This is a genomic window from Streptomyces sp. NPDC037271 (genome assembly GCF_055603605.1).
On record NZ_JBVJVN010000023.1, the window covers coordinates 54,058 to 78,020 of the forward strand.

At 72.4% G+C, this 23,963-nt stretch carries 22 protein-coding genes; 9 read left to right on the top strand and 13 right to left on the bottom strand.

What is annotated here, in order from left to right; all coding sequences use genetic code 11:
- Positions 1–16: 16 nt before the first annotated feature.
- Positions 17–2,362, top strand: coding sequence for an ATP-binding cassette domain-containing protein (locus ACZ7G3_RS28910; RefSeq protein ID WP_470928958.1), 2,346 nt, complete (start codon positions 17–19; stop codon positions 2,360–2,362).
- A gap of 44 nt (positions 2,363–2,406) precedes the next feature.
- On the opposite strand, the gene ACZ7G3_RS28915 is transcribed toward ACZ7G3_RS28910, so the two are convergent.
- From ACZ7G3_RS28915 to ACZ7G3_RS28940, 6 genes are all read right to left on the bottom strand, one after another.
- On the bottom strand, positions 2,407–3,258 hold the full coding sequence (locus ACZ7G3_RS28915; RefSeq protein ID WP_470928960.1) for a DUF2382 domain-containing protein: 852 nt from the start codon (positions 3,256–3,258) through the stop codon (positions 2,407–2,409).
- Between the two features lie 72 nt (positions 3,259–3,330).
- Positions 3,331–4,152, bottom strand: a complete 822-nt coding sequence (locus tag ACZ7G3_RS28920) for a lysophospholipid acyltransferase family protein (RefSeq protein ID WP_426599978.1) — start codon at positions 4,150–4,152, stop codon at positions 3,331–3,333.
- Positions 4,152–4,922 carry a GNAT family N-acetyltransferase gene (locus tag ACZ7G3_RS28925; protein WP_426523294.1) on the bottom strand — a complete coding sequence of 257 codons (771 nt, stop codon included), beginning with the start codon at positions 4,920–4,922 and terminating at the stop codon, positions 4,152–4,154. Before ACZ7G3_RS28925 ends, ACZ7G3_RS28920 begins: the two co-directional genes overlap by 1 nt.
- A gap of 223 nt (positions 4,923–5,145) precedes the next feature.
- Positions 5,146–5,895, bottom strand: coding sequence for a succinate dehydrogenase/fumarate reductase iron-sulfur subunit (locus ACZ7G3_RS28930; RefSeq protein WP_426599980.1), 750 nt, complete (start codon positions 5,893–5,895; stop codon positions 5,146–5,148).
- Positions 5,892–7,841 (bottom strand): fumarate reductase/succinate dehydrogenase flavoprotein subunit, encoded by a 1,950-nt coding sequence (locus ACZ7G3_RS28935; RefSeq protein WP_470928963.1) that lies wholly within the window; start codon positions 7,839–7,841, stop codon positions 5,892–5,894. Before ACZ7G3_RS28935 ends, ACZ7G3_RS28930 begins: the two co-directional genes overlap by 4 nt.
- Before the next feature lies 1 nt (position 7,842).
- Complete coding sequence (locus tag ACZ7G3_RS28940) at positions 7,843–8,514, bottom strand: succinate dehydrogenase (RefSeq protein ID WP_426600026.1); 672 nt, start codon at positions 8,512–8,514, stop codon at positions 7,843–7,845.
- A 131-nt stretch (positions 8,515–8,645) separates the two neighbouring features.
- Here ACZ7G3_RS28940 and ACZ7G3_RS28945 point away from each other — a divergent pair, with 131 nt between their 5' ends.
- Positions 8,646–9,530 carry a LysR family transcriptional regulator gene (locus ACZ7G3_RS28945; RefSeq protein WP_470928965.1) on the top strand — a complete coding sequence of 295 codons (885 nt, stop codon included), beginning with the start codon at positions 8,646–8,648 and terminating at the stop codon, positions 9,528–9,530.
- Between the two features lie 204 nt (positions 9,531–9,734).
- On the opposite strand, the gene rmdA is transcribed toward ACZ7G3_RS28945, so the two are convergent.
- From rmdA to ACZ7G3_RS28960, 3 genes are all read right to left on the bottom strand, one after another.
- Positions 9,735–11,879: a cyclic Di-GMP phosphodiesterase RmdA gene (gene rmdA, locus ACZ7G3_RS28950; RefSeq protein WP_470928967.1), complete on the bottom strand. Its 2,145-nt coding sequence runs from the start codon at positions 11,877–11,879 to the stop codon at positions 9,735–9,737.
- On the bottom strand, positions 11,876–12,688 hold the full coding sequence (locus tag ACZ7G3_RS28955) for an SAM-dependent methyltransferase (RefSeq protein WP_470928969.1): 813 nt from the start codon (positions 12,686–12,688) through the stop codon (positions 11,876–11,878). Before ACZ7G3_RS28955 ends, rmdA begins: the two co-directional genes overlap by 4 nt.
- A gap of 266 nt (positions 12,689–12,954) precedes the next feature.
- Positions 12,955–13,896 carry an SCO0930 family lipoprotein gene (locus ACZ7G3_RS28960; RefSeq protein WP_470929039.1) on the bottom strand — a complete coding sequence of 314 codons (942 nt, stop codon included), beginning with the start codon at positions 13,894–13,896 and terminating at the stop codon, positions 12,955–12,957.
- Between the two features lie 810 nt (positions 13,897–14,706).
- Between ACZ7G3_RS28960 and ACZ7G3_RS28965 the strand changes: the two genes are divergently transcribed.
- From ACZ7G3_RS28965 to ACZ7G3_RS28975, 3 genes are all read left to right on the top strand, one after another.
- Entirely contained in the window at positions 14,707–14,838 is a 132-nt protein-coding gene (locus tag ACZ7G3_RS28965; protein WP_345590120.1) for a hypothetical protein, read from the top strand.
- A 15-nt stretch (positions 14,839–14,853) separates the two neighbouring features.
- Positions 14,854–15,618, top strand: a complete 765-nt coding sequence (locus ACZ7G3_RS28970) for a bestrophin-like domain (RefSeq protein WP_470928971.1) — start codon at positions 14,854–14,856, stop codon at positions 15,616–15,618.
- A gap of 223 nt (positions 15,619–15,841) precedes the next feature.
- Positions 15,842–16,366: a hypothetical protein gene (locus tag ACZ7G3_RS28975; RefSeq protein ID WP_470928973.1), complete on the top strand. Its 525-nt coding sequence runs from the start codon at positions 15,842–15,844 to the stop codon at positions 16,364–16,366.
- A 196-nt stretch (positions 16,367–16,562) separates the two neighbouring features.
- Here ACZ7G3_RS28975 and ACZ7G3_RS28980 read toward each other — a convergent pair whose 3' ends face one another.
- On the bottom strand, positions 16,563–17,057 hold the full coding sequence (locus tag ACZ7G3_RS28980) for a hypothetical protein (protein ID WP_426599987.1): 495 nt from the start codon (positions 17,055–17,057) through the stop codon (positions 16,563–16,565).
- Positions 17,058–17,389: 332 nt separating this feature from the next.
- Here ACZ7G3_RS28980 and ACZ7G3_RS28985 point away from each other — a divergent pair, with 332 nt between their 5' ends.
- Positions 17,390–18,055 (top strand): class F sortase, encoded by a 666-nt coding sequence (locus ACZ7G3_RS28985; RefSeq protein WP_470928975.1) that lies wholly within the window; start codon positions 17,390–17,392, stop codon positions 18,053–18,055.
- 31 nt (positions 18,056–18,086) lie between these two features.
- Here ACZ7G3_RS28985 and ACZ7G3_RS28990 read toward each other — a convergent pair whose 3' ends face one another.
- Positions 18,087–18,923, bottom strand: coding sequence for a polysaccharide deacetylase family protein (locus tag ACZ7G3_RS28990; protein WP_470928977.1), 837 nt, complete (start codon positions 18,921–18,923; stop codon positions 18,087–18,089).
- Between the two features lie 109 nt (positions 18,924–19,032).
- Between ACZ7G3_RS28990 and ACZ7G3_RS28995 the strand changes: the two genes are divergently transcribed.
- Together ACZ7G3_RS28995 and ACZ7G3_RS29000 are read left to right on the top strand one after the other, a co-directional pair.
- Positions 19,033–19,494 carry a universal stress protein gene (locus tag ACZ7G3_RS28995; protein ID WP_426599990.1) on the top strand — a complete coding sequence of 154 codons (462 nt, stop codon included), beginning with the start codon at positions 19,033–19,035 and terminating at the stop codon, positions 19,492–19,494.
- Positions 19,495–19,595: 101 nt separating this feature from the next.
- On the top strand, positions 19,596–21,008 hold the full coding sequence (locus ACZ7G3_RS29000; RefSeq protein WP_470929041.1) for an amino acid permease: 1,413 nt from the start codon (positions 19,596–19,598) through the stop codon (positions 21,006–21,008).
- On the opposite strand, the gene ACZ7G3_RS29005 is transcribed toward ACZ7G3_RS29000, so the two are convergent.
- Positions 21,005–21,823, bottom strand: coding sequence for an alpha/beta fold hydrolase (locus ACZ7G3_RS29005; protein ID WP_470928980.1), 819 nt, complete (start codon positions 21,821–21,823; stop codon positions 21,005–21,007). The genes ACZ7G3_RS29000 and ACZ7G3_RS29005 overlap by 4 nt on opposite strands.
- 57 nt (positions 21,824–21,880) lie before the next feature.
- Here ACZ7G3_RS29005 and ACZ7G3_RS29010 point away from each other — a divergent pair, with 57 nt between their 5' ends.
- Positions 21,881–22,354 (top strand): MarR family winged helix-turn-helix transcriptional regulator, encoded by a 474-nt coding sequence (locus ACZ7G3_RS29010; RefSeq protein ID WP_426599992.1) that lies wholly within the window; start codon positions 21,881–21,883, stop codon positions 22,352–22,354.
- Positions 22,355–22,555: 201 nt separating this feature from the next.
- Here ACZ7G3_RS29010 and ACZ7G3_RS29015 read toward each other — a convergent pair whose 3' ends face one another.
- Positions 22,556–23,710, bottom strand: a complete 1,155-nt coding sequence (locus ACZ7G3_RS29015; protein WP_470928982.1) for a CapA family protein — start codon at positions 23,708–23,710, stop codon at positions 22,556–22,558.
- Positions 23,711–23,963: the final 253 nt, after the last annotated feature.

The window sequence follows — 23,963 nt, forward strand, 5'->3', positions numbered from 1 at the left end:
TACGGAGTCCCCCGCGATGCACAGCCCCCACGACCCCTACGTCCGGGTGCGCGACGCCCGCGAGCACAACCTCAGGGGCGTGGACGTGGACGTCCCCCGGGACGTGGTGGCGGTGTTCACCGGTGTGTCGGGGTCGGGGAAGTCGTCGCTCGCGTTCGGGACGGTCTACGCGGAGGCGCAGCGGCGCTACTTCGAGTCGGTCGCGCCGTACGCCCGCAGGCTGATCCACCAGGTCGGCGCCCCGAAGGTCGGCGAGATCACCGGGCTGCCGCCCGCCGTGTCGCTGCAGCAGCGCCGCGCGGCGCCCACGTCCCGTTCCTCGGTCGGCACGGTCACCAACCTGTCCAACTCCCTGCGGATGCTGTTCTCCCGCGCCGGTGACTACCCGCCGGGCGCCCCGCGGCTCGACTCCGACGCCTTCTCGCCCAACACGGCGGCGGGGGCGTGCCCCGAGTGCCACGGGCTCGGCCGGGTGCACCGCACGACCGAGGAACTGCTGGTTCCGGATCCGTCGCTCTCCGTCCGGGACGGCGCGATCGCCGCGTGGCCGGGCGCCTGGCAGGGCAAGAACCTGCGGGACGTCCTCGACGCGCTCGGGTACGACGTGGACCGGCCGTGGCGGGAGCTGCCCGCCGGGCAGCGGGAGTGGATCCTGTTCACGGACGAGCAGCCGGTGGTCACGGTGCACCCGGTGCGGGACGCGGGCCGCATCCAGCGGCCGTACCAGGGCACGTACATGAGCGCCCGCCGGTATGTGATGAAGACCTTCTCGGACTCCAAGAGCGCCACGCTGCGGGCGAGGGCCGAGCGCTTCCTCACCAGTGCGCCCTGCCCGGTCTGCGGCGGCGGCAGGCTGCGGCCCCAGGCTCTGGCGGTCACCGTCGGCGGCCGTACCATCGCCGAGCTGGCCGCGCTGCCGCTCACGGAACTCGCGAAAGCCCTGCCGAGGGGCGGCGAGACGGCCCGGGTACTCGCCGGGGACCTCACCTCCCGGATCGCCCCCGTCGTCGAGCTGGGGCTCGGCTATCTGAGTCTCGACCGTGCGACGCCCACCCTGTCGGCGGGCGAGCTGCAGCGGCTGCGGCTGGCGACGCAGCTGCGCTCCGGGCTCTTCGGGGTCGTGTACGTCCTGGACGAGCCGTCCGCGGGACTGCACCCGGCGGACACCGAGGCGCTGCTGACGGTGCTGGAGCGGCTGAAGGAGGCCGGCAACTCGGTGTTCGTGGTGGAGCACCACCTCGGCGTGGTGCGCGGCGCCGACTGGATCGTGGACGTCGGTCCGCGGGCGGGCGAGCACGGCGGGCGGGTGCTGTACAGCGGCCCGGTCGCCGGGCTGGCCGACGTCGGGGAGTCCGCGACCGCCCGCCACCTCTTCGACCGCTCCCCCGCGCCCGTCCGCGCGGTCCGGACCCCGCGGGGCACGGTGACGGTCGGCCCGGTCACCCGGCACAACCTGCGCGGGGTGACCGCCGAGTTCCCGCTCGGCGTCCTCACGGCGGTGACGGGCGTGTCCGGTTCCGGGAAGTCGACGCTCATCGGCGAGATCACCCAGGACCTGCCGGGGGTGGGCCGGCTGGTCTCCGTCGACCAGCGGCCGATCGGACGCACCCCGCGCTCCAACCTGGCCACGTACACGGGCCTGTTCGACGTGGTGCGCAAGGTCTTCGCGGCCACCGACGAGGCGCGGGAGAGGGGTTACGGTGTCGGCCGCTTCTCCTTCAACGTGCCGGGAGGCCGTTGCGAGACCTGCCAGGGCGAGGGGTTCGTCGGCGTCGAGCTGCTGTTCCTGCCGAGTACGTACGCGCCGTGCCCGGACTGCGGCGGGGCGCGCTACAACCCCGGGACGCTCGAAGTGGCGTACCGGGGACGGAACATCGCCGAAGTGCTGGACCTGACGGTGGAGGGCGCCGCGGAGTTCTTCGCGGACACGCCGGCCGTGGCGCGCAGCCTGGCCGCGCTGCTCGACGTCGGACTGGGCTACCTGCGGCTCGGCCAGCCGGCGACCGAGCTGTCCGGTGGCGAGGCGCAGCGCATCAAGCTGGCGAGCGAGCTGCAGCGGGGGCGTCGCGGCCACACGCTGTATCTCCTCGACGAGCCGACGACGGGTCTGCATCCGGCCGATGTCGAGGTGCTGATGCGCCAGTTGCACGGTCTCGTCGACGCCGGGCACACGGTGGTCGTGGTCGAGCACGACATGGCCGTGGTGGCGGGCGCCGACCGGGTGATCGACCTGGGGCCGGGCGGCGGCGAGGCGGGGGGCCGGATCATCGCCGAGGGGCCGCCGGCCGAGGTGGCGCGCGCGGGCGGGAGTGCCACCGCCCCCTATCTGGCCGAGGCGCTGCACGGGGGAACGCGCCGGTGAAGGCACTTCGCCGGCGCGCGCCCTCGCGGTGACGGCGGGGACGCCTACGTGCGGCCCCGTCGGGTGTCGTCGTCGGTGGTGGCCTCGGTCTCGGCCTCGATCCGCTCCTTGCGGACCTGGCCGCGTACCGTCTCGTTCTCGGTGTGCTCCTCCGTGGTCATCCGGACACGCTCCACCGGCACCGTCTCCGTGTCGACGACGGGGCGTTCCTCGTGCAGCGTGACCTCGTGCTCGTCCTCGCTGATCTCCGGGCCGGAGAGCGCCGCGTCACGGTTGGCGTCCGTGATCGGTTCGCGCTCCACCCTCACTTCCTCGTGGCTCACCGGGACGGTCTGCTGAACCTCTTCCGTGACCACGTACTTGCGCAGCCTGGCCCGGCCGGACTCACGCCGTTCGACGCCTACGTGCATCTGCTCCTCGGAACGGGTCATGGCGTCGTCGCGCATGCCCGTCCGCTCCGGGGCGTCCTGGTAGCCGGTCGTGCCGGCCGTACCGGCGGCTCCCGCGGCTCCGGCCGTGCCCGTGCCCGCGGCCCACCGGCCGTCGTCGGTCCGCTCGGCCTCGGAGAGCACGCTGTCCCAGTTGATGCCGTAGTAGTCGTAGAGCCGGTGCTCCTCGGTCTCCGACAGATGGCCGCCCGCGTCGACGTCGACGTTGGGCGCGTCCTTGACCTGGTCCTTGCGGTAGGGGACCTCGATGTGGTCCTGCACCAGCGAGGCGTCACGGATGGGTACGAAGGACTCGTTGGAGCCGAACATGCCCGTCTTGACGCTCACCCATTCGGGGCGCCCGGTCATGTCGTCGAAGAAGACGTGCTTGGCGTCGCCGATCTTGTTGCCGTCACCGTCGTAGACCGGATGGTCCAGGACGTTGGCGATCTCTTCACGGGTGATCATCTGGCATCACCCTCCTTCCGGAGTGCCTGCCTTCCGATTGTCCGCATCAGCAGTACGGAAACGGCACATACATCACAAAGCGCACATACTTTTCGAAGGTGCTTTCCCCTGGGCGGCGCGGGCGAGCGACCGCCGGTCGGGGTGCCGGCCCGCTCCGATGACCGGCCCCACCTCCACCTCGGCGGTCAGCCCGCGCGCCGAGGCCACCCGCCACAGGGAGGCGAGCAGGGTGTCCTCCCCGACGAACGCGGGCGCCGTGCTCACCGCCCGCTCCCCGCTCCGGTACCGGATACTGACCGGCTGGACCGGCACCGCGGCGTCCAGGGCGGCCTGGAAGACGGCCCGGTGGAAGTGTCCCTGGGCCCGGCCGCACCACGTGCTGCCCTCGGGGAAGGCGGCGACCGCGGCGCCCGCCCGCAGTGCCCCCGCGATCGCGGCGACCGTGTCCGGCAGGGCCCGCAGCCGGTCCCGTTCGATGAACAGCACGCCCGCGCGCGCGGCGAGCGGGCCCGCCACCGGCCAGTGCCGGATGTCGCTCTTGGCCAGCATCCTGGCCGGGCGCACGGCGGCCAGCAGGGGGATGTCGAGCCAGGAGACGTGGTTGGCGACGAGGAGCAGCCCGCCCTCGGGCGGGGCGGCCCCCGTGACGCGGACCCGGACGCCGGCGGCCCGCACGAGCCACCGGCACCAGTGCCGCACCACGGCGGCGGGGATCCTCCGCCGCGAGCGGGGGCTCCCCCGGCCGAGCGGTGTCAGCACGACCACGATCGCGGCGAGGAGCAGCACGGCGAGCACGGTGAGCCGCAGTACGGCGAGCGGTACGGCCGCCGCGGCCCGGGACGGCTCCACGCACGCCCCGGGGGTACAGGGCGCGGCGGGCAGCCAGGCGCTCATCAGGCCGGGACGAGCGAGAGGAAGTGCCGCAGATAGCGCGGGTCGACCCGGCTCATCGGCAGCAGCACGTACAGGTCGGCGACGCCGAAGTCCACGTCGTGCGCGGGTTCCCCGCAGACCCAGGCGCCGAGGCGGAGGTAGCCGCGCAGCAGGGCCGGCAGTTCGGTGCGGGCCGCCGGCCCCGCCGCGCGCGGGATCCACGGGAGCAGCGGCCGTACCCGGTACTCCTCGGGTGCCAGGTGCTTGGCCCGCACCCGGTCCCAGGTGCCGGCGGCGAGGGCGCCGCCGTCGGCGAGCGGGATCGAGCAGCAGCCTGCCAGCCACTCGTGGCCCTGGTCGGTCATGTAGCGGGCTATGCCGGCCCAGATGAGTCCGATGACGGCGCCGTCCCGGTGGTCGGGGTGCACGCAGGAACGGCCGACCTCGACGAGACCGGGCCGGATCGCGTCCAGCGCCGCGAGGTCGAACTCGCTCTCCGCGTACAGCCGCCCGGCGACCGCCGCGCGCTCCGGCGGCAGCAGCCGATAGGTGCCGACGACCTGCCCGGTCGTCTCCTCCCGCACCAGCAGGTGGTCGCAGTACGCGTCGAAGGGATCGACGTCGTACCCGGGCTGCGGGCCGGCGAGCAGCGCGCCCATCTCCCCGGCGAAGACATCGTGCCGCAGCCGCTGCGCGGCCCGCACGTCCTCCTCGTCACGGGCGAGGGCGACGGTGTAGCGGCGGGGTGCGGCAGGCTTCGGGGGACGGTCTGCGGTCAGTACGCCGGGCATGGCACTCTCCTGGTCACGGGCCGGGGCGGCGACGGCGGACCGACGGTGTACGGTCTGCCGCCCCTGTTCTTCCGCTGCCGGTTGGCCGGTGCGTGACCTGGGCCGGGAGAGTGGATGTGGGCCTGTTGAATGCCAGGAGCGGGAAGCGAGACGGGGCCGGGAGGAGCACCTCTCCCGGCCCCGTCCGTCCGCACCTTCCGGCGAACGTCCGGTCGGGCCTTGGCTAACGCCTGGCCACCTTGCGCGTGGCCCGCAGCCACTCCTTGTTCATGCTGGTGATGGACACCAGGGGGATGCCCTTCGGGCACGCCGTGGCGCATTCGCCGGCGAGGGTGCAGCCGCCGAAGCCCTCGTCGTCCATCTGCGCCACCATGTCCAGCACCCGGGTCTCGCGCTCGGGCGCCCCCTGCGGCAGGACGTTCAGGTGGTTGACCTTCGCCGAGGTGAACAGCATCGCCGCCCCGTTCGGGCAGGCCGCGACGCACGCGCCGCAGCCGATGCACTCGGCGTGTTCGAAGGCCAGCTCGGCGTCCGGCTTCGGCACCGGGGTCGCGTGGGCCTCCGGCGCGGCGCCCGTGGGCGCGGTGATGTAGCCGCCGGCCTGGATGATGCGGTCGAAGGCCGAACGGTCGACGACCAGGTCCTTCACCACCGGGAAGGCGGACGCCCGCCACGGCTCGATGTCGATGGTGTCGCCGTCCTGGAAGGACCGCATGTGCAACTGGCAGGTGGTGGTGCGCTCGGGCCCGTGGGCGTCGCCGTTGATGACCAGCGAGCAGGCGCCGCAGATGCCCTCGCGGCAGTCGTGGTCGAAGGCGACCGGGTCCTCGCCCTTGAGGATGAGCTCCTCGTTGAGGGTGTCGAGCATCTCCAGGAAGGACATGTCCCGGGAGATGCCGTCCACCTCGTACGTGGACATGGCGCCGTCGGCGTCGGCGTTCTTCTGCCGCCAGACGCGCAGGGTGAGCTTCATGCGTAGCTCCGCTGAGTGGGGTGGACGTACTCGAAGACCAGGTCTTCCTTGTGCAGGGCCGGGGCCTGTCCCGTACCCGTGAACTCCCAGGCGGCGGCGTACCCGAACAGGTCGTCCCTGCGGGCCGCCTCGCCGTCCGGGGTCTGGGACTCCTCCCGGAAGTGGCCGCCGCAGGACTCGGCCCGGTGCAGCGCGTCGAGGCACATCAGCTCGGCGAGCTCCAGGTAGTCGACGATGCGGTTGGCCTTCTCCAGGGACTGGTTGAACTCCTCGCCGGTGCCGGGGACCTTGATGCGCCGCCAGAACTCCTCGCGGATCTGCGGGATGCGCTCCAGGGCCTTGCGCAGGCCGGAGTCGGTGCGGGCCATGCCGCAGAACTCCCACATCAGTTCGCCCAGTTCGCGGTGGAAGGAGTCCGGCGTGCGGTCCCCGTCCACGGAGAGGAGCAGGTTGAGCCGGTCCTCGGTCTCGGCCAGCACCTCCTGCACCGCCGGGTGGCCGTCGTCGACCTCGTCCTTGTGGGGGTTGCGGGCGAGGTAGTCGTTGATGGTGGCCGGCAGGACGAAGTAGCCGTCGGCGAGGCCCTGCATCAGCGCGGAGGCGCCGAGCCGGTTGGCGCCGTGGTCGGAGAAGTTGGCCTCGCCGATGGCGAACAGGCCCGGGACGGTGGTCTGGAGGTCGTAGTCGACCCACAGTCCGCCCATCGTGTAGTGCACGGCGGGGTAGATCCGCATCGGTACCGTGTACGGGTCCTCGTCGGTGATCCGCTGGTACATGTCGAAGAGGTTGCCGTACTTGGCCTCGACCGCCCCCCGGCCCATGCGCTTGATCGCGTCGGCGAAGTCCAGGTACACGCCCTGGCCGCCGGGCCCCACTCCCCTGCCCTCGTCGCAGACGTTCTTGGCGGCGCGGGAGGCGATGTCGCGGGGGACGAGGTTGCCGAAGGACGGGTAGACGCGCTCCAGGTAGTAGTCGCGCTCGTCCTCGGGGATCTTGTTCGGCGGGCGGTCGTCGCCCTTGGCCTTCGGCACCCAGATCCGGCCGTCGTTGCGCAGCGACTCGCTCATCAGCGTCAGCTTGGACTGGTGGTCGCCGGTGCGCGGGATGCAGGTGGGGTGAATCTGCGTGAAGCAGGGGTTGGCGAAGTACGCGCCGCGCCGGTGCGCCCGCCACACGGCGGTCGCGTTGGAGTTCATCGCGTTGGTCGACAGGTAGAAGACGTTGCCGTAACCGCCGGAGGCCAGGACCACGGCGTCGGCGAAGTACGTGTCGATCTTCCCGGTGATCAGGTCCCGGGCGACGATGCCGCGCGCCCGGCCGTCCACGACGATCAGGTCCAGCATCTCGGTGCGCGGGTGCATCTCGATGTTGCCCGCCGCGATCTGCCTGCTGAGGGCCTGGTAGGCGCCGAGCAGCAGCTGCTGGCCCGTCTGGCCGCGGGCGTAGAACGTGCGGGAGACCTGGACGCCGCCGAACGAGCGGGTGTCGAGGAGGCCGCCGTACTCGCGGGCGAAGGGCACGCCCTGCGCCACGCACTGGTCGATGATCTCGACCGAGATCTGGGCGAGCCGGTGCACGTTGGACTCGCGGGAGCGGAAGTCGCCGCCCTTGACCGTGTCGTAGAACAGGCGGTGGACGGAGTCGCCGTCGTTGCGGTAGTTCTTCGCGGCGTTGATGCCGCCCTGCGCGGCGATGGAGTGGGCCCGGCGGGGCGAGTCCTGGTAGCAGAACTGGACGACGCGGTAGCCCTGTTCGGCGAGCGTCGCGCCGGCCGAGCCGCCCGCGAGGCCGGTACCCACCACGATGACGGTCTGCTTGCGCCGGTTGGCGGGGTTGACCAGCTTCGCCTCGAAACGGCGCGTGTCCCAGCGCTCGTTGACCGGCCCGGCGGGGGCCTTGGTGTCGGCGACCGGCGCACCGGTCGTGTAGTCGGCGTAGGTTGTCATGTCAGCTCACCACTCCGGTCATGACGCCCACGGGTACGGCGACGAAGCCGGCCGTGAGCAGCAGCGCGAGGACGTTGGCGACGGTCTTGAGGGCGCGGTCGCGGGTGCGGCTGCCGGCGCCGAGGGTCTGGGCGGCGCTCCAGAAGCCGTGCCGGACGTGCATGCCGACGGCGAGCACCGCGACGATGTAGATGACGTTGCCGTACCAGGTGGAGAAGGTGTCCACGACGTTCTGGTAGGGCTTGCCCGTCTCGAAACCGCCGGAGTGCACGGTGCCCGTGGTCAGGTCCAGGATGTGCCAGACGATGAACAGCGCCAGGATGATCCCGCCCCAGCGCATGGTGCGCGTCGCGTAACTGGAACGCGGCTTCCTGTGCACGTACTTGCTGGGCCGCGCCTTGATGTCGCGGCGGCTGAGCTGGTACGCGGAGACGGCGTGGGCGACGACGGCGACGACCAGCACGACGCGGACCAGCCAGAGCGTCCACTCGTAGTGCATGAACGGTTCGCCGACCGTGCGCAGCCAGTGGGCGTAGTGGTTGAACTCGCTCGCCCCGAAGAAGATCTTCAGGTTACCGATCATGTGGGCGACCAGGTAGAGCAGCATGACGAGACCGCTGACCGCCATCACTGTCTTCTTGCCGACGGTCGAGTCCCACACGGTGCGCGCCATGGACGGCCGTCGGTCCGTCCGCGTTGCCAGAGCCATGGCACAGGACGCTACGGGTCCACGACCCCATCGGTCCAAGACATGGAACGCCTTGTTTCCATAGTTGATCCCTATCAACCCCGTATGCTTGCCGTATGCAGCTGCAACAGCTCCAGTACTTCGTGGCGGTCGCCGAGACCCGGCACTTCACCCGGGCCGCGGAGACGGTGCACGTGGCCCAGCCGTCCCTGTCCCAGCAGATCAAGGCGCTGGAGCGGGAGCTGGGCGCCGACCTGTTCCTGCGTGCGCGGGGCAACATCACGCTCACCGACGCCGGCGAGGCACTGCTGCCACTGGCCCGGCGCATCCTGGCCGACGCGGACACCGCCCGCCACGAGGTCCTGGAGCTGGTGCAGCTGCGCCGCGGCCGGGTCCGGCTGGGCGCCACCCCGAGCCTGTGCACGGGGCTCCTGCCGGACGTGCTGCGCGCGTTCCACGACCGGTATCCCGGTATCCGGCTGCTGATCGAGGAGGGCGGTTCGCACGACCTCGTACGCGGGCTGGCGCGCGGCGCGCTCGACCTCGCCCTGGTCGTGCTGCCCCTGCCCACCGCGTCGCCGGCGCTGACCACGGTGGAGCTGCTGCGGGAGGACCTGGTGGTGGTGTCGTCCCCGGAGTCGCCCCGGCCGGGCGGCGGACGGCGCGCGGTGCGGATCGCCGACCTGGAGGGCGAGCGGCTGGTGATGTTCCGGCACGGATACGACCTGCGGGAGCTGACCGTGGCCGCGTGCCGTGCCGAGGGCTTCGAACCGGACTTCGCGGTGGAGGGCGGGGAGATGGACGCGGTGCTGGGGTTCGTGCGGGCGGGGCTGGGGATGGCCGTGGTGCCGCGCATGGTGGCGGCGCGGTCGGGGCGGGGGCTGCGGGTCACGCCGCTGGTCCGGCCCGGGCTGCACCGGACGATCGCGCTCGCCCACCGCAGCGATGTGGCTCCGCCGCGGGCGGCTCGGGAGTTGCAGCGGATGTTGCTGGAGCGGTGACGGTTCGAAGGCCATGGGTGCCCCGCGTGGGCGGCGAGGTACGCCTCCCGCAGCCTTCGCGGGCAGGCCCCGGGGGCGCCCCCGTTGTCCGGCGCCCCCGGTTCGTCGTGGCTGGTCGCGCCCGCGCGGCGGAGCCGCACCGTGTCACAGCCCCGCGCCCCTCGCGGGGCGCTCCCCGACGCCCGCGGCCGGGCGCCCCGGGAGTCAGGCCGTCGCGTCCACCAGTGCCAGTTCGTGGAGGCGTTCCGGCGGGCCCGGGCGGGCGTAGTACCAGCCCTGGGCCGTGTCGCAGCCGAGTATGCGGAGCTGCTCGGCCTGGGCACCGGTCTCCACGCCCTCCACCGTGACCGTGAGGTCCAGGCTGTGGGCCAGGGCGACGATGCCCTCGACGATCTTGAGGTCGACCGGGTCCGCCGGGAACCGCTGCATGCTCTGGGTGAACGAGCGGTCCAGCTTGAGGACGCTCACCGGCAGCCGGCGCAGGTTGGCGAGGTTCGAATAGCCGGTGCCGAAGTCGTCCAGAGCGATGTCGACGCCCATCTCGGCGAGCCGGCGCAGCGGCTTCAGCAGGTCGTCGTCCGCGCCGATCAGCGCCGATTCCGTGACCTCCAGGCAGAGCGCGTCGGGCGTGACCCCGGTCCGCTCCAGGATGTCCACGGTGTCCTGGACCAGGCCGGGATGGGTGAGCTGGCAGGGCGAGAGGTTGACGTTGATCCGCAGCGGACCCGCGGGGGTCGTCCCGCCGTACCGCTCCCGCCAGGCGCGGGCCTGCCGCACGGACTGCTCCAGCACCCAGCGGCCCAGCGGCACGATCAGCCCCGTGTGCTCCGCGAGCGGGATGAACCGGTCCGGGCCGAGCACACCGTGCTGCGGGTGCAGCCAGCGCACCAGTGCCTCGGCGCCGTGCACGCTGCCGTCGCCGAGGTGCACCAGCGGCTGGTACTCGATGAAGAACTCACCCCGTTCCAGGGCCGCCGGCAGCGCGGTGGTCAGGCCGTGCCGGGTGATGACGCGGGCGTCGGCCTCCGGGTCGGCGAGCTCGAAGCGGTTGCCGCCCGCCGACTTGGCCCGGTACATGGTGATGTCGGCGCTGCGCAGCACCTCCGCCGGGCTGCGCTCGCCCGCCGGGCCCTCCACGACGCCGATGCTGCCGCGCACGGTCAGTTCGCGGCCGTCGATGCTGATGGGGGCGAGCAGCGCGTTCATGATCCGCCCGGCCAGCTCGTCGGCCTCGTGCCGGGTGTCCGTGCCGGTGGTCAGCGCGACGAACTCGTCGCCGCCGAGCCGGGCCACCATCTCGCCGGGCGCGGTGGCGCAGGCCTGCAGGCGGTCGGCGACCTCCACGAGGAGCCGGTCACCGGCCGCGTGACCGAGGCTGTCGTTGACGGTCTTGAAGCCGTCGAGGTCGAGATAGCACAGGCCGAAGCGCCGGCCGGGCCCCGCGCTCAGGGCCTTCTCCAGGCGTTCGAAGAAGAAGCTGCGGTTAGGCAGGCCCGTGAGCGCGTCGTGCGTGGCCTCGTAGCGCAGCCGCAGATTGAGCAGCCGGCGCTCGGTGGTGTCCTCCATCAGCGCGAGCTGGTACTGCGGGGTGCCGTCGGCGTCGCGCAGCAGGGAGACGGTCAGATTGGTCCACAGGACCGTTCCGTCGGGCCGGTAGAAGGCCTTCTCCACGTGGTAGTGCTCGCGCTCGCCGCGCACCAGCTCGTCGTAGAGCCGCCAGGTCTGCGGCGCGTCGTCGGGGTGCGTCCACTCCACGGCCCTGCGGCCGCCCAGGGTCGGGTCGGCGATGCCGAACATACGCATCAACGCGTCGTTGACCTGGAGGATGTTGCCCTCCAGGTCGGCGATGCCGATGCCTATGGCGGCGCCCTCGAAGACCGCGCGGAAGCGGGCCTCGCTGGCGTGCAGGGCCTCGGCCACCACACCCTGTGCCTTCAGGGCGGCCTGCGCGATGGCCTCCTGTTCGGCCAGGGTCCGGGCGCGCAGCGCCCCGGCGAAACCGGCCGCCATGGCGTGCTGGAGCCGCGCCGAACGGGCCAGCAGGTCCTCGGGGTCGCCGCCCTCCCCGCAGTAGAGCACGAGGTAGGCGTCGACGCAGTCCAGGGTCCGGGCGAGCGCTTCGGGGTCGGTGCAGTGCGAGTCGACGAGCGCCGCGCCGACCGCCCTGGCCTCCTCGGCGTCGAGGCTCCGCGCCCGCAGCACCTCGCTCAGCCGGCGGGCCAGCGGCAGCAGTTCCTCCTCGAACTCGGGCCGGGTCGACGACGTCGAGGTCACCGGGAACACCGCTCGGCTCCAGATCGTCGCGAACCGGCGCAGTCTGCCCTCCGGCCCGTCCGGCTCCGCGATCACGCCGTACGCCCCACGCCGGCGAACCCCGAGAACGCATACGGGTCCTCGTCCTCCGGCACCCCTTCGGGCCGCCAGCGCGGCATCGGAACCAGTCCGGGTTCCACCATGTCGTACCCCTCGAAGAACCGCGCGATCTCGTCGCGCGAACGCATGATCAGCGGATGGCGGATGCCCTTGTACACGTCCACCGCGCCCCCGGCCCGCTCGGCTGGCAGGGGGATTCCCTCGTACGAGGCGTGCGTGAGGACCAGCAGGCTGCCGGGCGCGAGCGCGTCGCTCAGCTCGGCCACCGCCGCGTACGGGTCGTCCGCGTCTTCCACGAAGTGCAGTATGGCAACCAACAGCAGGGCCACCGGCCGATTCAGGTCGATCAGCCGCTCCACCTGCGGGCTGGAGAGGATCTCCCGCGGCTTGAGGAGGTCGGCGGCCACGACGTCCGCGTCGTCGTGGCCCGCCAGGACGGCCTCGCTGTGCGCGACCGCCACCGGGTCGTGGTCGACGTACACGACACGGGCCCCGGGGCGGCTGCGCCCGGCCACCTCGTGGACGTTGCCGAAGGTGGGGATGCCGGAGCCGATGTCGAGGAACTGGTCGATGCCCTCGGCGGCCGCGAAGCGCACGGCGCGCCGCATGAACGCCCGGTTCGCCTGCATGATCTTGGGGAGTCCCGGCAGGAACTCCATGGCCTCGCGGGCCGCTTGCCGGTCGACCTCGAAGTTGTGCGAACCGCCCAGGTAGAAGTCGTAGATCCGGGACACGCTGGGCACCGAGATGTCGATGCTGCGGGGGGCCCAGGCGGGACGCTCCATCTAGCTCTCCAAGGCATAGGCGATCCGGTGTTCGAGGTGAGGCTACTGATCGTCCGGCAAAGGGGCGAGCCCAAACGGAAATTGACAGTCCGTTCCCGGTCACTGCCCGGGGCACGTGCCGCGCGCCAAGACACACCAAAGCACGCGAACGGGGCCGCTCCCTCCGCCTTGGTACGGAGGGAGCGGCCCGCTGTCCGCGCTGGGGGCGTCTCCGACGCCCACGGGCCGGTCCGGGGACCGCCCTCGGCGCCGGCCGACGCCAGGTCCTACTTCCTCGGCGCGCCGACCGGCTTCCCGTCGGGCGCGACGGCGTACCAGGTGCCGCCGACGCCCTGGCCGTTGGTGTCGCCGGCCTTCTTGTCACCGGCGAAGGTGTAGACCGGCCAGCAGTCCACCGTCTGCTGCTCGGCGCCGTCGGGCCGGGTGAACGTCATCAGGTCCTCCTTCACGACTCCCTCGGTGTCATCGGGCTCCACGGGCGCCACGACCGGCCACTTCTCCAGGCAGGCGCCGGTGCACGCCGAGACCGGCTTCGGCCAGGCCTCGTCCTTCATGAAGCGGTAGACGGTCATGCCGTTCCCGTCGACGACGATCTCGCCGAGCTCCGGATCGTCGCGGGTGGACAGTCCGGGCCGGTCGGCCGCCTCGGCCTTCCCGCCGTCGGCGGCGAGGGCGTACCACGTGCCGCCCACGCCCTGGCCCTTGACGTCCCCGGCGGCGGTGTCCTTGGCGTAGCGGTACGCCGGCCAGCCGCCGATGGTCAGCTGCTGGGTGCCGTCGGGCCGGGTGACCTCGCCGAGCAGCGCCTTGTCGATGCCCTCGCCGGCGAGGGCGTCGTCCGCGGCCACGGGGGGCCATGCGGTGGCGCAGTCGGCCTCGCACGTGGTTTTGGGCGGCTTGGCGGTGTCCTCGTCGAAGCGGTAGAGGGTGCGGCCCGCTCCGTCGGTCACCAGCTCGCCGATCTCGGCGTTCGTGGAGACGGACAGCTTGCCCGCGGGCTGCGGCGGGCTCGCCGGCGCCTGTGCGCCGTCCGTGCCGGTCCCGAGTCCGTCGCCGGCGCCGATGGTGCCGACATCGCCGGGCGCGGCCGTGGCACCCACGTTCTGGCTGCCGGTGGCGCTGCCGCCGTCCTGGCCGCACGCCGTCGTCAGCGCCAGCACCACCGCGGCGCTCGCCACGAGTGAGGCGCTCCGCCAGGAGGTCTTCATCGTCAATCCCCGATCATCACGAAGGTGTTGGGACGGCCGCTGCGCCGCCGCACGACACTGGGTACGCACGGGAGAGCGGGTCGTGTTCAACGGGGCGCGGTTTTCCTTCCGGGGCCTCCCCGGCCCGCTGCCGCGCCCCGTACGCCCGGTACACCCGGTACGCCCGCTCGTACGCGGGTGCGAGCCGCGGCGCGAGCGGGTGTGCGCCGGTCAAACCGCCAGGGGGCCCGTGTACCTCCTTCGGGTCAATCGTCCGGTAATCGGGCGTGGCCCCGCGCGTCAGGCTTGATGATCTGCGTCGTGCATGGACTCGAACCGACCCGACCCGCCTCTGCCGGACGGGTGCTGGCCCTGGTGACACTGACGTTCACGCTCGTCGGTGCCCCCATCGGCCCGGCGCAGGCCGACGCCTGCGCGTACGTGTCGACCGGACCGGGCGGCATCGACGTGGTGGCGGTCGCCGGAAGCGGCTCCTGGCCGACCTTCCCGCCGTGCCCCGAGCCCTCACCGCCGCCCCCACCCACCCCGACTCCGACTCCGCCGCCACCACCGCCTCCCCCTCCCCCTCCCCCTCCCCCTCCCCCTCCCCCTCCGTCACCGTCTCCGCCGAAGCCCACGCCCCCGCCCCCGCCGAAGCCCGAACCGCCGGCGCCGCCCACTCCGAAGCCCGAGCCTCCGCCCGCCCCGCGGCCGGTGCCGGCCCGGCCGACGCCGGCCCCGACGCCCAGCCCCACCCCGACGCCGGTCCGTCCCGCGGCTCCCGCGCCCGCCCCGTCGGCCACGCCCACGCCCCGGCCTTCGCTCAGCCCGGTGCACTACCCGCGCTACCGGGCCGCACGCCAGCAACAGCGCCCCTCACGCGGTGCCACGTCGCCGCTCGTCTTCGTCCTGCTCATCACGGTGCCCGCGGTGGTCGCCGTCGCCGCGCTCCGTGCGCGCTGATCCCTGGAGGCCCTCTTGCCGGAATGGCTTGTTCTCACCCTCGCGATGCTGTCCGCCTGCGTCGTGGTCGTCATCATCACCGTCGTACGGCACCGCAGGGCGTCCGACGACGAGGACATCACCGAGACTCCGGACGTCATCGAGTACATGACGATGTGGATCGGCGTGGTGTACGCCATCGTCCTGGGTCTGGCCATCGCCGGGGTCTGGGAGGCACGCAGCGCCGCACAGGACCACGTACAGGCGGAGGCGGTCGCGCTGCACGAGATCTCGGAACGCGTCCGGGTCTATCCGCCCGACGTCCGTGACCGCATCCGGGAGGATGTCAACGCCTATGTCGGACACGTCGTCACCACCGAGTGGAAGGCCATGGCCGACCGCGGCGAGGTGACCGAACGCGGCACCGAGCTCCTCGACCGCGTCCGCGCGGACGTCACCGACTACGAGCCGAGGTCGGACTTCGAGGCCCAGGCGTACCAGCCGCTCGTCGACCAGGTGACCGCCGCGGACCAGGCCCGCATCGCCCGGGCGGAGTCGACCGGGGCGACCATGCCGGGTGTGGTGTGGTTCGGGCTCGTGACGGGAGGCGTCATCACGGTCGGCATGGTCTTCGCCCTGCAGATCCGGCGTACGACACGCGAACTGGTGCTCGCCGGGCTGTTCTCGGCGCTGATCGCCTTCCTGCTCTTCCTGATCTGGGATTTCGACGCACCGTTCAGCCGCGGCGTCGCGGCGTCCACGGATCCGTTCCTGAGCCTCTTCCCCGGGGCCGAGGGCTGACGCACCCACCCGTGCGTCCCCCGGCGGCCCCTGCACCGGGAAGCCGCCGGGGGATGCCCGACACACCGTCACGGTCCCCTGAGCGGCCCACACGTTTGCCCCATTCGCGCGACTGCGATCGCGCCGACGCGCACGGCTTCCTAGCGTTTCGGGCATCGAGGTGCATTTCTGGCGCGAGCGGAACAGGTCCGCCGCCGCTCCTCGGGGACCCGGAGGATTCACCATGCGCGCGATACCCGTCGCCTCGGTCGCACTGCTGGGCGCCGCCGCCCTCGCCGCCTGCGTACCGGCCGGGGCGGCCACAGGCGGCAGCCCGACGTTCGGCTTCCTCGTCCACCCCGCCACCGTCGCGCCGGGAGGCGAGGTCACGCTGGGGGTGGGCCGCGGTGCCGACGGCTGCCGGGGACGCGTGACGGTCTCGTCGCCGGTGTTCGACACGGTCACCATCCCCCGGCACGAGTCGTCGGCGACGACGCGGGTCGACCGGGACGCCAGGCGCGGTACGGTCCACCAGGTGAGGTTCGCCTGTGACAGGCGGACCGGGACCGTGAACCTGACCATCGCGGGCGGCCACTCGCACCGCCCGCCCGCCGAATCCCGCCACCCCAAGGGCGTGCACGCCGGCGAGGGCGGCAGCACCGCCGGGTTCGACGTGCGGGAGACCGGGCTCGGCGCCCTGTTCATCGCGGGCTCGGTCGGGGCGGCGTACCACCTCTCGCGCCGGCGCTCCGGCGAGGACGGCGCCTGATCTCCCCGCCCCGCGCGCCGGCACGGCTTCGCCCCGGACCCGTCGAGGGTCCGGGGCGAAGCCGTGCCGGGGCGCGGTCCGGCCGTGCGACGCGGGCGCGCGATCCGCAGGGGCCGGACGGGCCCGCCCCCGAAGGGCAGAGCCCGTACGGTGACTGGCCGAAGACGGAAGGGGACCGGGGGCGGCGGGGAACGGGTCAGATCCTCCGCTCGGCCCGGCGGCGCATCCAGAACAGTCCGCCACCGGCGACGGCCGCGGCGACGAGCCCGCCGCCGATCGCGATGTCGGCCGGGGTCGCCCCGCTGGAGCTGCTGCCGCCGAGGCCACCGCGGACACCGCCGATGACGGTGAAGGCGGCCGGACGCGTCAGTCGCCTGCCGGAGCAGTTGACGGTGATGTCGTACGAACCCGGCCGGGCGTCCTCCTTGATGGTGGCGGTGCCCTTGGACGTCTCGTTGGCACCCCTGACCGGGGTCAGGTGGGTCGTCCGGAACGCGTCCGAGGTCATCGTGCCACCCTGCGGGCAGCCGTCGACCGTGACGGTCATCTGCCCACCGCGGGCGATCACGCTGGGCAGGGCGACGATGTTGGACGGCTGGTTGTGGTCGCCGCCGGCGGTGGCCGTGGGGGCGGCCAGCCCGAGGACAGCGACCGCGGCGCCGGCTGCCGCGAGGGCACGAGTGTTACGCATGTGATCCTCCGCGGAAGACGCCCCGGGTCCCGTCCCCGGTCGATCGGCGAGAAAGCGCCTCCCAGAAAGACCCTCAGTTGCCTTGCTCTGCACCGCATTTCGGGAATGGTCCGTCCTGGTGAGGGGGCGTGCCGGGCGGGTGGCGCACGAGTGGATAACGCCGCAGGTCACGGACCGTCAGACAGGTCCTTCCGGGGAAATCCCGGATGGCTCACGGAAGGGCGTCCGCGCCACCCGTTCGCCGCCGCCCCGTCGCCGGTCGGGCGCACGGCGCTTAGCGTGCTCGTATGCGCACGAGACACGGCGACGGCCGGGTCGAGAGGGGATGACGAATGGATGCGTCCGAGTGGGCCGAAGAGGAGGAGCGGCAGAGGAAGCGCGCTCCCTGGGGCGTGATAGCGCTTGTTCTGCTGACCGGACTCGCGCTCATCCGGAACGGTTCGGGGGAGTTCGACGCGGGCCCGCCGCAGCCGGCGTCGGCCGCCGCCTCGAACACCCGCGCCGCCGGTGAGGACAGCGCCACCGCGGGCATCGCGCCGCTGCCGTACGCCGTACCCGACCGGGTCTCCGTCCCCGCCATCCACGTCGACGCGCCGATCACGCCGGTCGGTCTCGACGCGGACGGCTGGATCGACGCGCCGCCGCCCGAGGACCCGAATCTGGCCGGCTGGTTCACCGGTGCGGTCTCCCCCGGGGAAAAGGGCACCGCGGTCGTCGTCGGCCACGTGGACAACCAGCAGGGGCCTGCTGTCTTCTACGGACTCGGCGCCCTGGAAAAGGGAAACAAGGTGGAAGTGCACCGCCGGGACGGAAAGACGGCGGTCTTCGAGATCTACGGCATCGAAGTGTTCGAGAAGGACAACTTCCCCGGCGACCGGGTCTACGCGTCCAAAGGCAGCCCCGAACTGCGGGTGATCACCTGCGGCGGCGGTTTCTCGAAGCAGGACGGGTACCAGGGGAACGTCGTCGCCTTCGCCCGCATGACCGGGACTCGCTGAGCGCGTCCCGGCCCGGCGGGCGTGCCGGGCGTCAGACGTGGCGTCGCCGGGGGACGGTCAGGTGGTAACCGGAGTCCAGCAGCTCGGGCAGATAGACGCGCAGGGCGCGGACGCTCTGCGAGCGGTCGCCCCCGGCGTCGTGCGAGAGCACCACGACGCCGGGGGCGGCGCCGTCCTCGACCCGGTCGACGATGGTGCCGGTGCCGGGGGTGGTCCAGTCGAGGGTGTCCACCGTCCAGGCGAGCGGTTCCATGCCGAGTTCGGCACCGAGCTGGAAGGCGGCGCGGTTCCACGCTCCGTACGGGGCCCGGAACCAGCGGGGCGGCTCACCGTAGGCCTGTTCGACGACCTCGCTGGTCCGTTCCATCTCGGAGCGGATGCGGCGTCGGCCGAGGCGGGTCAGCAGCGGGTGGGACCACGTGTGGTTGCCGACGACGTGCCCCTCGTCGGCCATCCGGGAGAGCAGGTCCCGGTTGTAGTCCGCCATCTCGCCGCACACGAAGAACGTCGCGCGCACGCCGTACCTCGCCAGCGTGTCCAGGATGTCCGGGGTGTAGCGGGGGTCGGGTCCGTCGTCGAAGGTGAGCATCATGGTGCGTCCACGGCCCGACATGCGCAGGATAGGTTCGCTGCGCACCGGGGGCCGCAGAGGTACGGCACGGGGCGCGCCGTATCCGGTCAAGGGCTGGAGGCGGTAGGCGGAGGGTCCCAGCGGCCGGTGCGCCGGAGGGCCCGGGGCGGGGGTGACCGGCCGGACCGGACCGTCCCCCGAGGTCACCGCGAGCGCACCGGCGGTGCCGGCCGCTCCCACGGCGGCGGCGCCGGCGAGCAGTGCGCGGCGCCGGGTGAGCAACTGATCCTTCTTCATGACCCATCAGTCGCCCGGCCGCGGTCCGGCGCACCTGAGCAACACCGGTGCGGCGGCACGGAACCACCCGCACGGCTCAGGATCGGGACGGACCGGATAGCCTCGCCGCGTGACGGAACAGCACTCCCAGCAGTTCGAACGGGGCACGGACGGGCCGAAGGTCATCGTCGCCGGGGTCGACGGCTCCGGCTCCTCGCTCCGGGCCGCGGCCTACGCCGGCGGTCTGGCGCGGCGGCAGCACGCGCTGCTCGCCGTGGTGTACGTGCAGCCGGTGCTGGCGGCGGGGGCGGCGCTCGGGGCGCCGGTGGCGGAGACGACGGACGAGATCGCCGAGGACCTGGTGGCTCAGATCAGGGAGGCGACCGAGCGCACCAGGGGGATATTCGACGTGCGCTGGGAGTTCCACACCTTCCGCGGTGACCCCTACAGCGGTCTGGTGAAGGCGGCCGACGAGCTGAAGGCGGACGCCGTGGTCGTGGGCGCCTCGGAGCAGGCCGGGCACCGGTTCGTCGGCTCCGTGGCGGTGCGGCTGGTGAAGGCGGGGCGCTGGCCCGTGACAGTGGTGCCGTAGCGCCCTTCGGGTGGCGCGTTCGTCGTGGCTTCCGGCACGGGCGGGTGTGAGTCGTCATGATCCACCGTCAGTCGTTCGCCGTGCACGAAGAGGTGAGGCCCGTGGCCGGGTTCCGCGTGGGTGAGGGTGTTCTCCGCCGCAAACCCATCGAGCACATCGAGGACACCGAGGGCGGTGAGGGCGCCGGCCTGGTGCGGTCGCTCGGGCTGTGGCAGCTCACCGCGATCGGTGTGGGCGGCATCATCGGGGCGGGCATCTTCACCCTGGCCGGCACGGTCGCCGGCGGCACCGCGGGGCCGGCGGTCCTCGTCTCCTTCCTCGTCGCGGGCGTCGCGAGCGCGGCGGCCGCGCTGTCGTACGCCGAGTTCGCCGGGCTGATCCCGAAGGCGGGCTCCGCCTACACCTACGGCTACGCCGTCCTCGGTGAGCTGGTGGGGTGGTTCATCGGCTGGGACCTGCTGCTGGAGTACACGGCGATCGTGGCGGTGGTCGCGATCGGCATCTCCGGCTACTTCAGCTTCCTGGTCGGTGAGATGGGCGCCGACCTGCCGAACTGGATGCTGGGCGCGCCCGGCACCGGCGACGGCCACCGGGTCGACCTCTTCGCGGCGGTGCTGTGCCTGCTGATCGCGTACCTGCTGACTCTCGGCATCAGGAACGCGGCCCGCTTCGAGATGGTCGTGGTCGTGCTGAAGGTGCTGGTGGTGCTGCTGGTGATCGGGGTCGGCGTCTTCCACATCGACGCCTCGAACTACCACCCGTTCTTCCCGTTCGGGGTCGGCGGGGCGTTCACCGGCGCGGCGACGGTGTTCTTCGCGGTCTTCGGCTACGACGCCATGTCGACGGCGGCCGAGGAGTCGAAGGACGCCCAGCGGCACATGCCGAAGGCGATCGTCTACTCGCTGATCATCTCGATGGTGCTGTACGTGGCGGCCTGCCTGGTGCTGACCGGCATGCAGGACTACGAGGACATCGACCCGGAGAGCGGCTTCTCGACGGCGTTCAAGTCGGTGGGGCTGGGCTCGCTGGCCGACGTCATCGCGGTGGGCGCCATCATCGGCATCCTCACGGTGATGTTCACGTTCATGCTGGGCGTCACCCGGGTGTGGTTCAGCATGAGCCGGGACGGCCTGCTGCCCAGGTGGTTCGCCAAGACCCACCCCACGCGGCACGTGCCGACCCGGGTCACCTGGATCGTCGGGTTCGCCTCGGCCGCGCTCGCCGGGTTCCTGCCGATCGGCGAGGCGGCCGAGCTGACCAACATCGGCATCCTGCTGGCGTTCGTGGTGGTGTGCGCGGCGGTGATCGTGCTGCGTTACCGGCAGCCGGATCTGCCGCGCACCTTCCGTACGCCGTTCATGCCGGTCGTGCCGGCGGTGGGGATCGCCTTCTCGATCTGGCTGATCACATTCCTGCAGTGGCAGACCTGGGCGCGGTTCGCCGTGTGGTTCGCGGTCGGCCTGGTGATCTACTTCGCGTACTCCTACCGCAAGTCGGAGCTGGCGCGCCGTTAGAGGCCGCGGAGGAAGCCGGCGACGATCTCGCCGAAGACCTCGGGCTTCTCCATGTTCGGGTAGTGCGCGGTGCCTTCGACGGTGACGGAGCGGCCGTCCGGGACCGTACGGGCGAGCCGTTCCGCCTCGGCGATCAGGTCGGGCGCGTCCAGGTCGCCGTTGACGGTGAGGACCGGAACGTCGATCTTCGGGACCCGGGCCCAGGTGTCGGTCAGGGGCACGTGGTGGTTCTCCTCGTCCGGGGTGTGCTTGGAGAGGGTGCCGAAGGCCATCTCCCGCAGCCGGCGCGGGATGTCCGGGTCGATGTCGCCGAGGGTGCGGGACTCCCCGGCCACGAAGCGCAGGAACGCGGTGAGCCAGCCCTCGACGTCGCCCGCGGCCAGTGCGTCGGCCTGCTCGCCCTGCACCCGGCGCACCCACGGGTCGGTGTACTCGAACTCGCTGGTGGCCGCGCCGACGGCCACCACCGCGCGGACCAGCTCCGGATACTCCAGCACCGTGTCGGTGGCGATGGCGCCGCCCATCGACACACCGACGAGCACCGCGGGGCCGGCGTCGAGGTGGCGCAGCAGGCCGGCCAGGTCGTCGGCCCACCGGAACGGCTCGGTCGCGTTGGCCGAGGCGCCGTGGCCGCGGACGTCGGGGGCGATCACGCGGTACCCGGCGGCGGCGAGGGTCGGAATCTGGGCGTCGAAGACCCGGTGGTCCGCGAACCCGGAGTGCAGCAGGACGACCAGGTCCCCGGCACCGGTGTCGCGGTAGGCGAGGTCGCCGTCGGCGGAGTGGAAGAAGCGCAGATCCGAAGCAGCAGTCATGACAACCAAGGTGTCATGACCGGTCGAATTTGGCAACCAGGGTGTCATGATGGCGGGATGAAGGACATCGACGCACCACTCCCCCCGGACGCGCTCGCCCGGCGCCTCACCGAGGTGTACGACCTGGTCGGCCCCCTCTACCGGCGCGCGCAGCGCAGCGTCGAGCAGGGCCTGACCACCGACGGCCTGTCCGTCGGCGTCCGGGCCGTGCTGACCCTGCTGCACCGCAACGGGCCGATGACCGTGCCGCAGATGGGCCGGGCACAGTCGATCAGCCGTCAGTTCGTGCAGCGGATGGTGAACGACGCCGCCGGCCGGAGCCTGGTGGAGAGCGTCCCGAACCCGGCGCACCGGCGGTCGTCGCTGATCCGGCTCACGGACGAGGGCCGGGCGGCGATCACCGGTGTCCTCGACCGGGAGCACCTGCTGTTGCGCGAGGTCGGCGGGAACCTCACGGACACCGACGTCGCCACGTGCCTGCGGGTGCTCGGGGCCATGCTGACGGCCCTCGACCACGTGGACGACGCCTGACCCGCGCGGACACCTGCCCGCCCGCGCGGACACCTGCCCGCCCGCGCGGACACCTGCCCGCCCGCGCGGACATCTCCCCGCCCGCGCGGATGCCACCCGACCCGCACAGACGCCTCCCGATCCCCACAGACGCCGCCCGCCCCACGCGGGCGCCACCCGACCCCCACAGACACCACCCGCCCCACGCGGGCGCCACCCGGTCTACTCCCCCATCACCAGCCCGTCCTCGGCCGCGCCCCGGCTGAGTACGACGTCGCGGATGCGGTCGCGCACGGCCCGCACGTCGGCACCCTCCTTCAGCGCGCGGTTGAGGTTCACCACCCGGCCGGCGTCGACGTCGAACAGCTGCGGGACGAACTCGGCCCTGGTCACCTGCCAGCGTTCGCCGGGCCGGACGGGCGGGGCGAAGGTGAAGCGGCCGATGGTCGACTGGTTGCCGCGCGGATCGCGGACGCCCTCGTCGTTGATCATCTCGCCCGCGATCTGATCGCCCATCCCGTAGATCACCCAGGTGCCGTTGACCTTCTCGTACGCCTGCGGGACATGGGCGTGGGTGCCGAGGATCAGGTCGATGTCGGGGCGGTCGCCGCTGCGTGCGGCGGTCAGGCTCCGGGCCAGGTCCAACTGGTCCCGGTCGGGCTCGTCCTGCCATTCCGTACCCCAGTGCAGGGACACGACGACGATGTCCGCGCCGGACTCCCGGGCGGCCCGGGAGTCCGTGACGATCCGCTCCTCGTCGATCATGCCGACCGCCCAGGGCTGCCCCTCGGGAATCGGGTGACCGTTGGTGTGGAGGGTGTAGGCGAGGTGGGCGACCTCGGCCCGGCCCGCGCGCAGGACCGTCACGGTGCGCGCCTCGGCCTCGGTGCGCGCCGTCCCGGCGTGCCGTACGCCGGCGCGGTCGAGGGCGTCCAGGGTGCGGCGGATGCCGTCGGCGCCGTCGTCGACGCTGTGGTTGGAGGCGGTGGAGCAGCCGTCGTAGCCGGTGGCGGCCAGTGCCTCGGCCACCTCGGGCGGGGACTTGAAGAGGGGGTAGCCGCTGTAGTGGCCGGGCGCGCCGTACACGGTCTCCATGTGGCACAGGGCGAGGTCGGCGCGCGAGACGACGGGTTCGGCACCGGCGAGCATCGGGCGGAAGTCGTAGCCGGTGCCGCCCGCGTCGAAGCGCGCCCGCTCGATGATCGAGTCGTGCGGCAGTACGTCGCCGGAGGCGACCAGGGTGAAGACGCCGGTGTCCGCGGCGGACGGGGCCGGGGCCGGTCGTCTCGGCGGTTCGTGGTCGCGGGCCTGACAGGCGGCGCCCGCGGTGAGGAGGGCGGTCAGGGCCAGGGCCACCAGCCGACTGCGTGTGATCATCCGTTCACTCCGCTGTGGTCGCTCACACCAATGAAAAGTCACATTTACTTACAAATAGATAAGGAGGCCGTCTCGTCACGGACGGCTCCGACACGCTCATTAGCCCGTCCGGCGTGCGTGAAGGGGGCGCGCACACGGTTCGAACGGGGCGCGCCGCCGGTGCGTACGGGGCGCGCCGACCGTTCGTCGAACCGTTCGTCGACGCGATCGACCGTCCGTCGCACGCCCGTGCGCGCGCCCTGTCCCCGGGCGG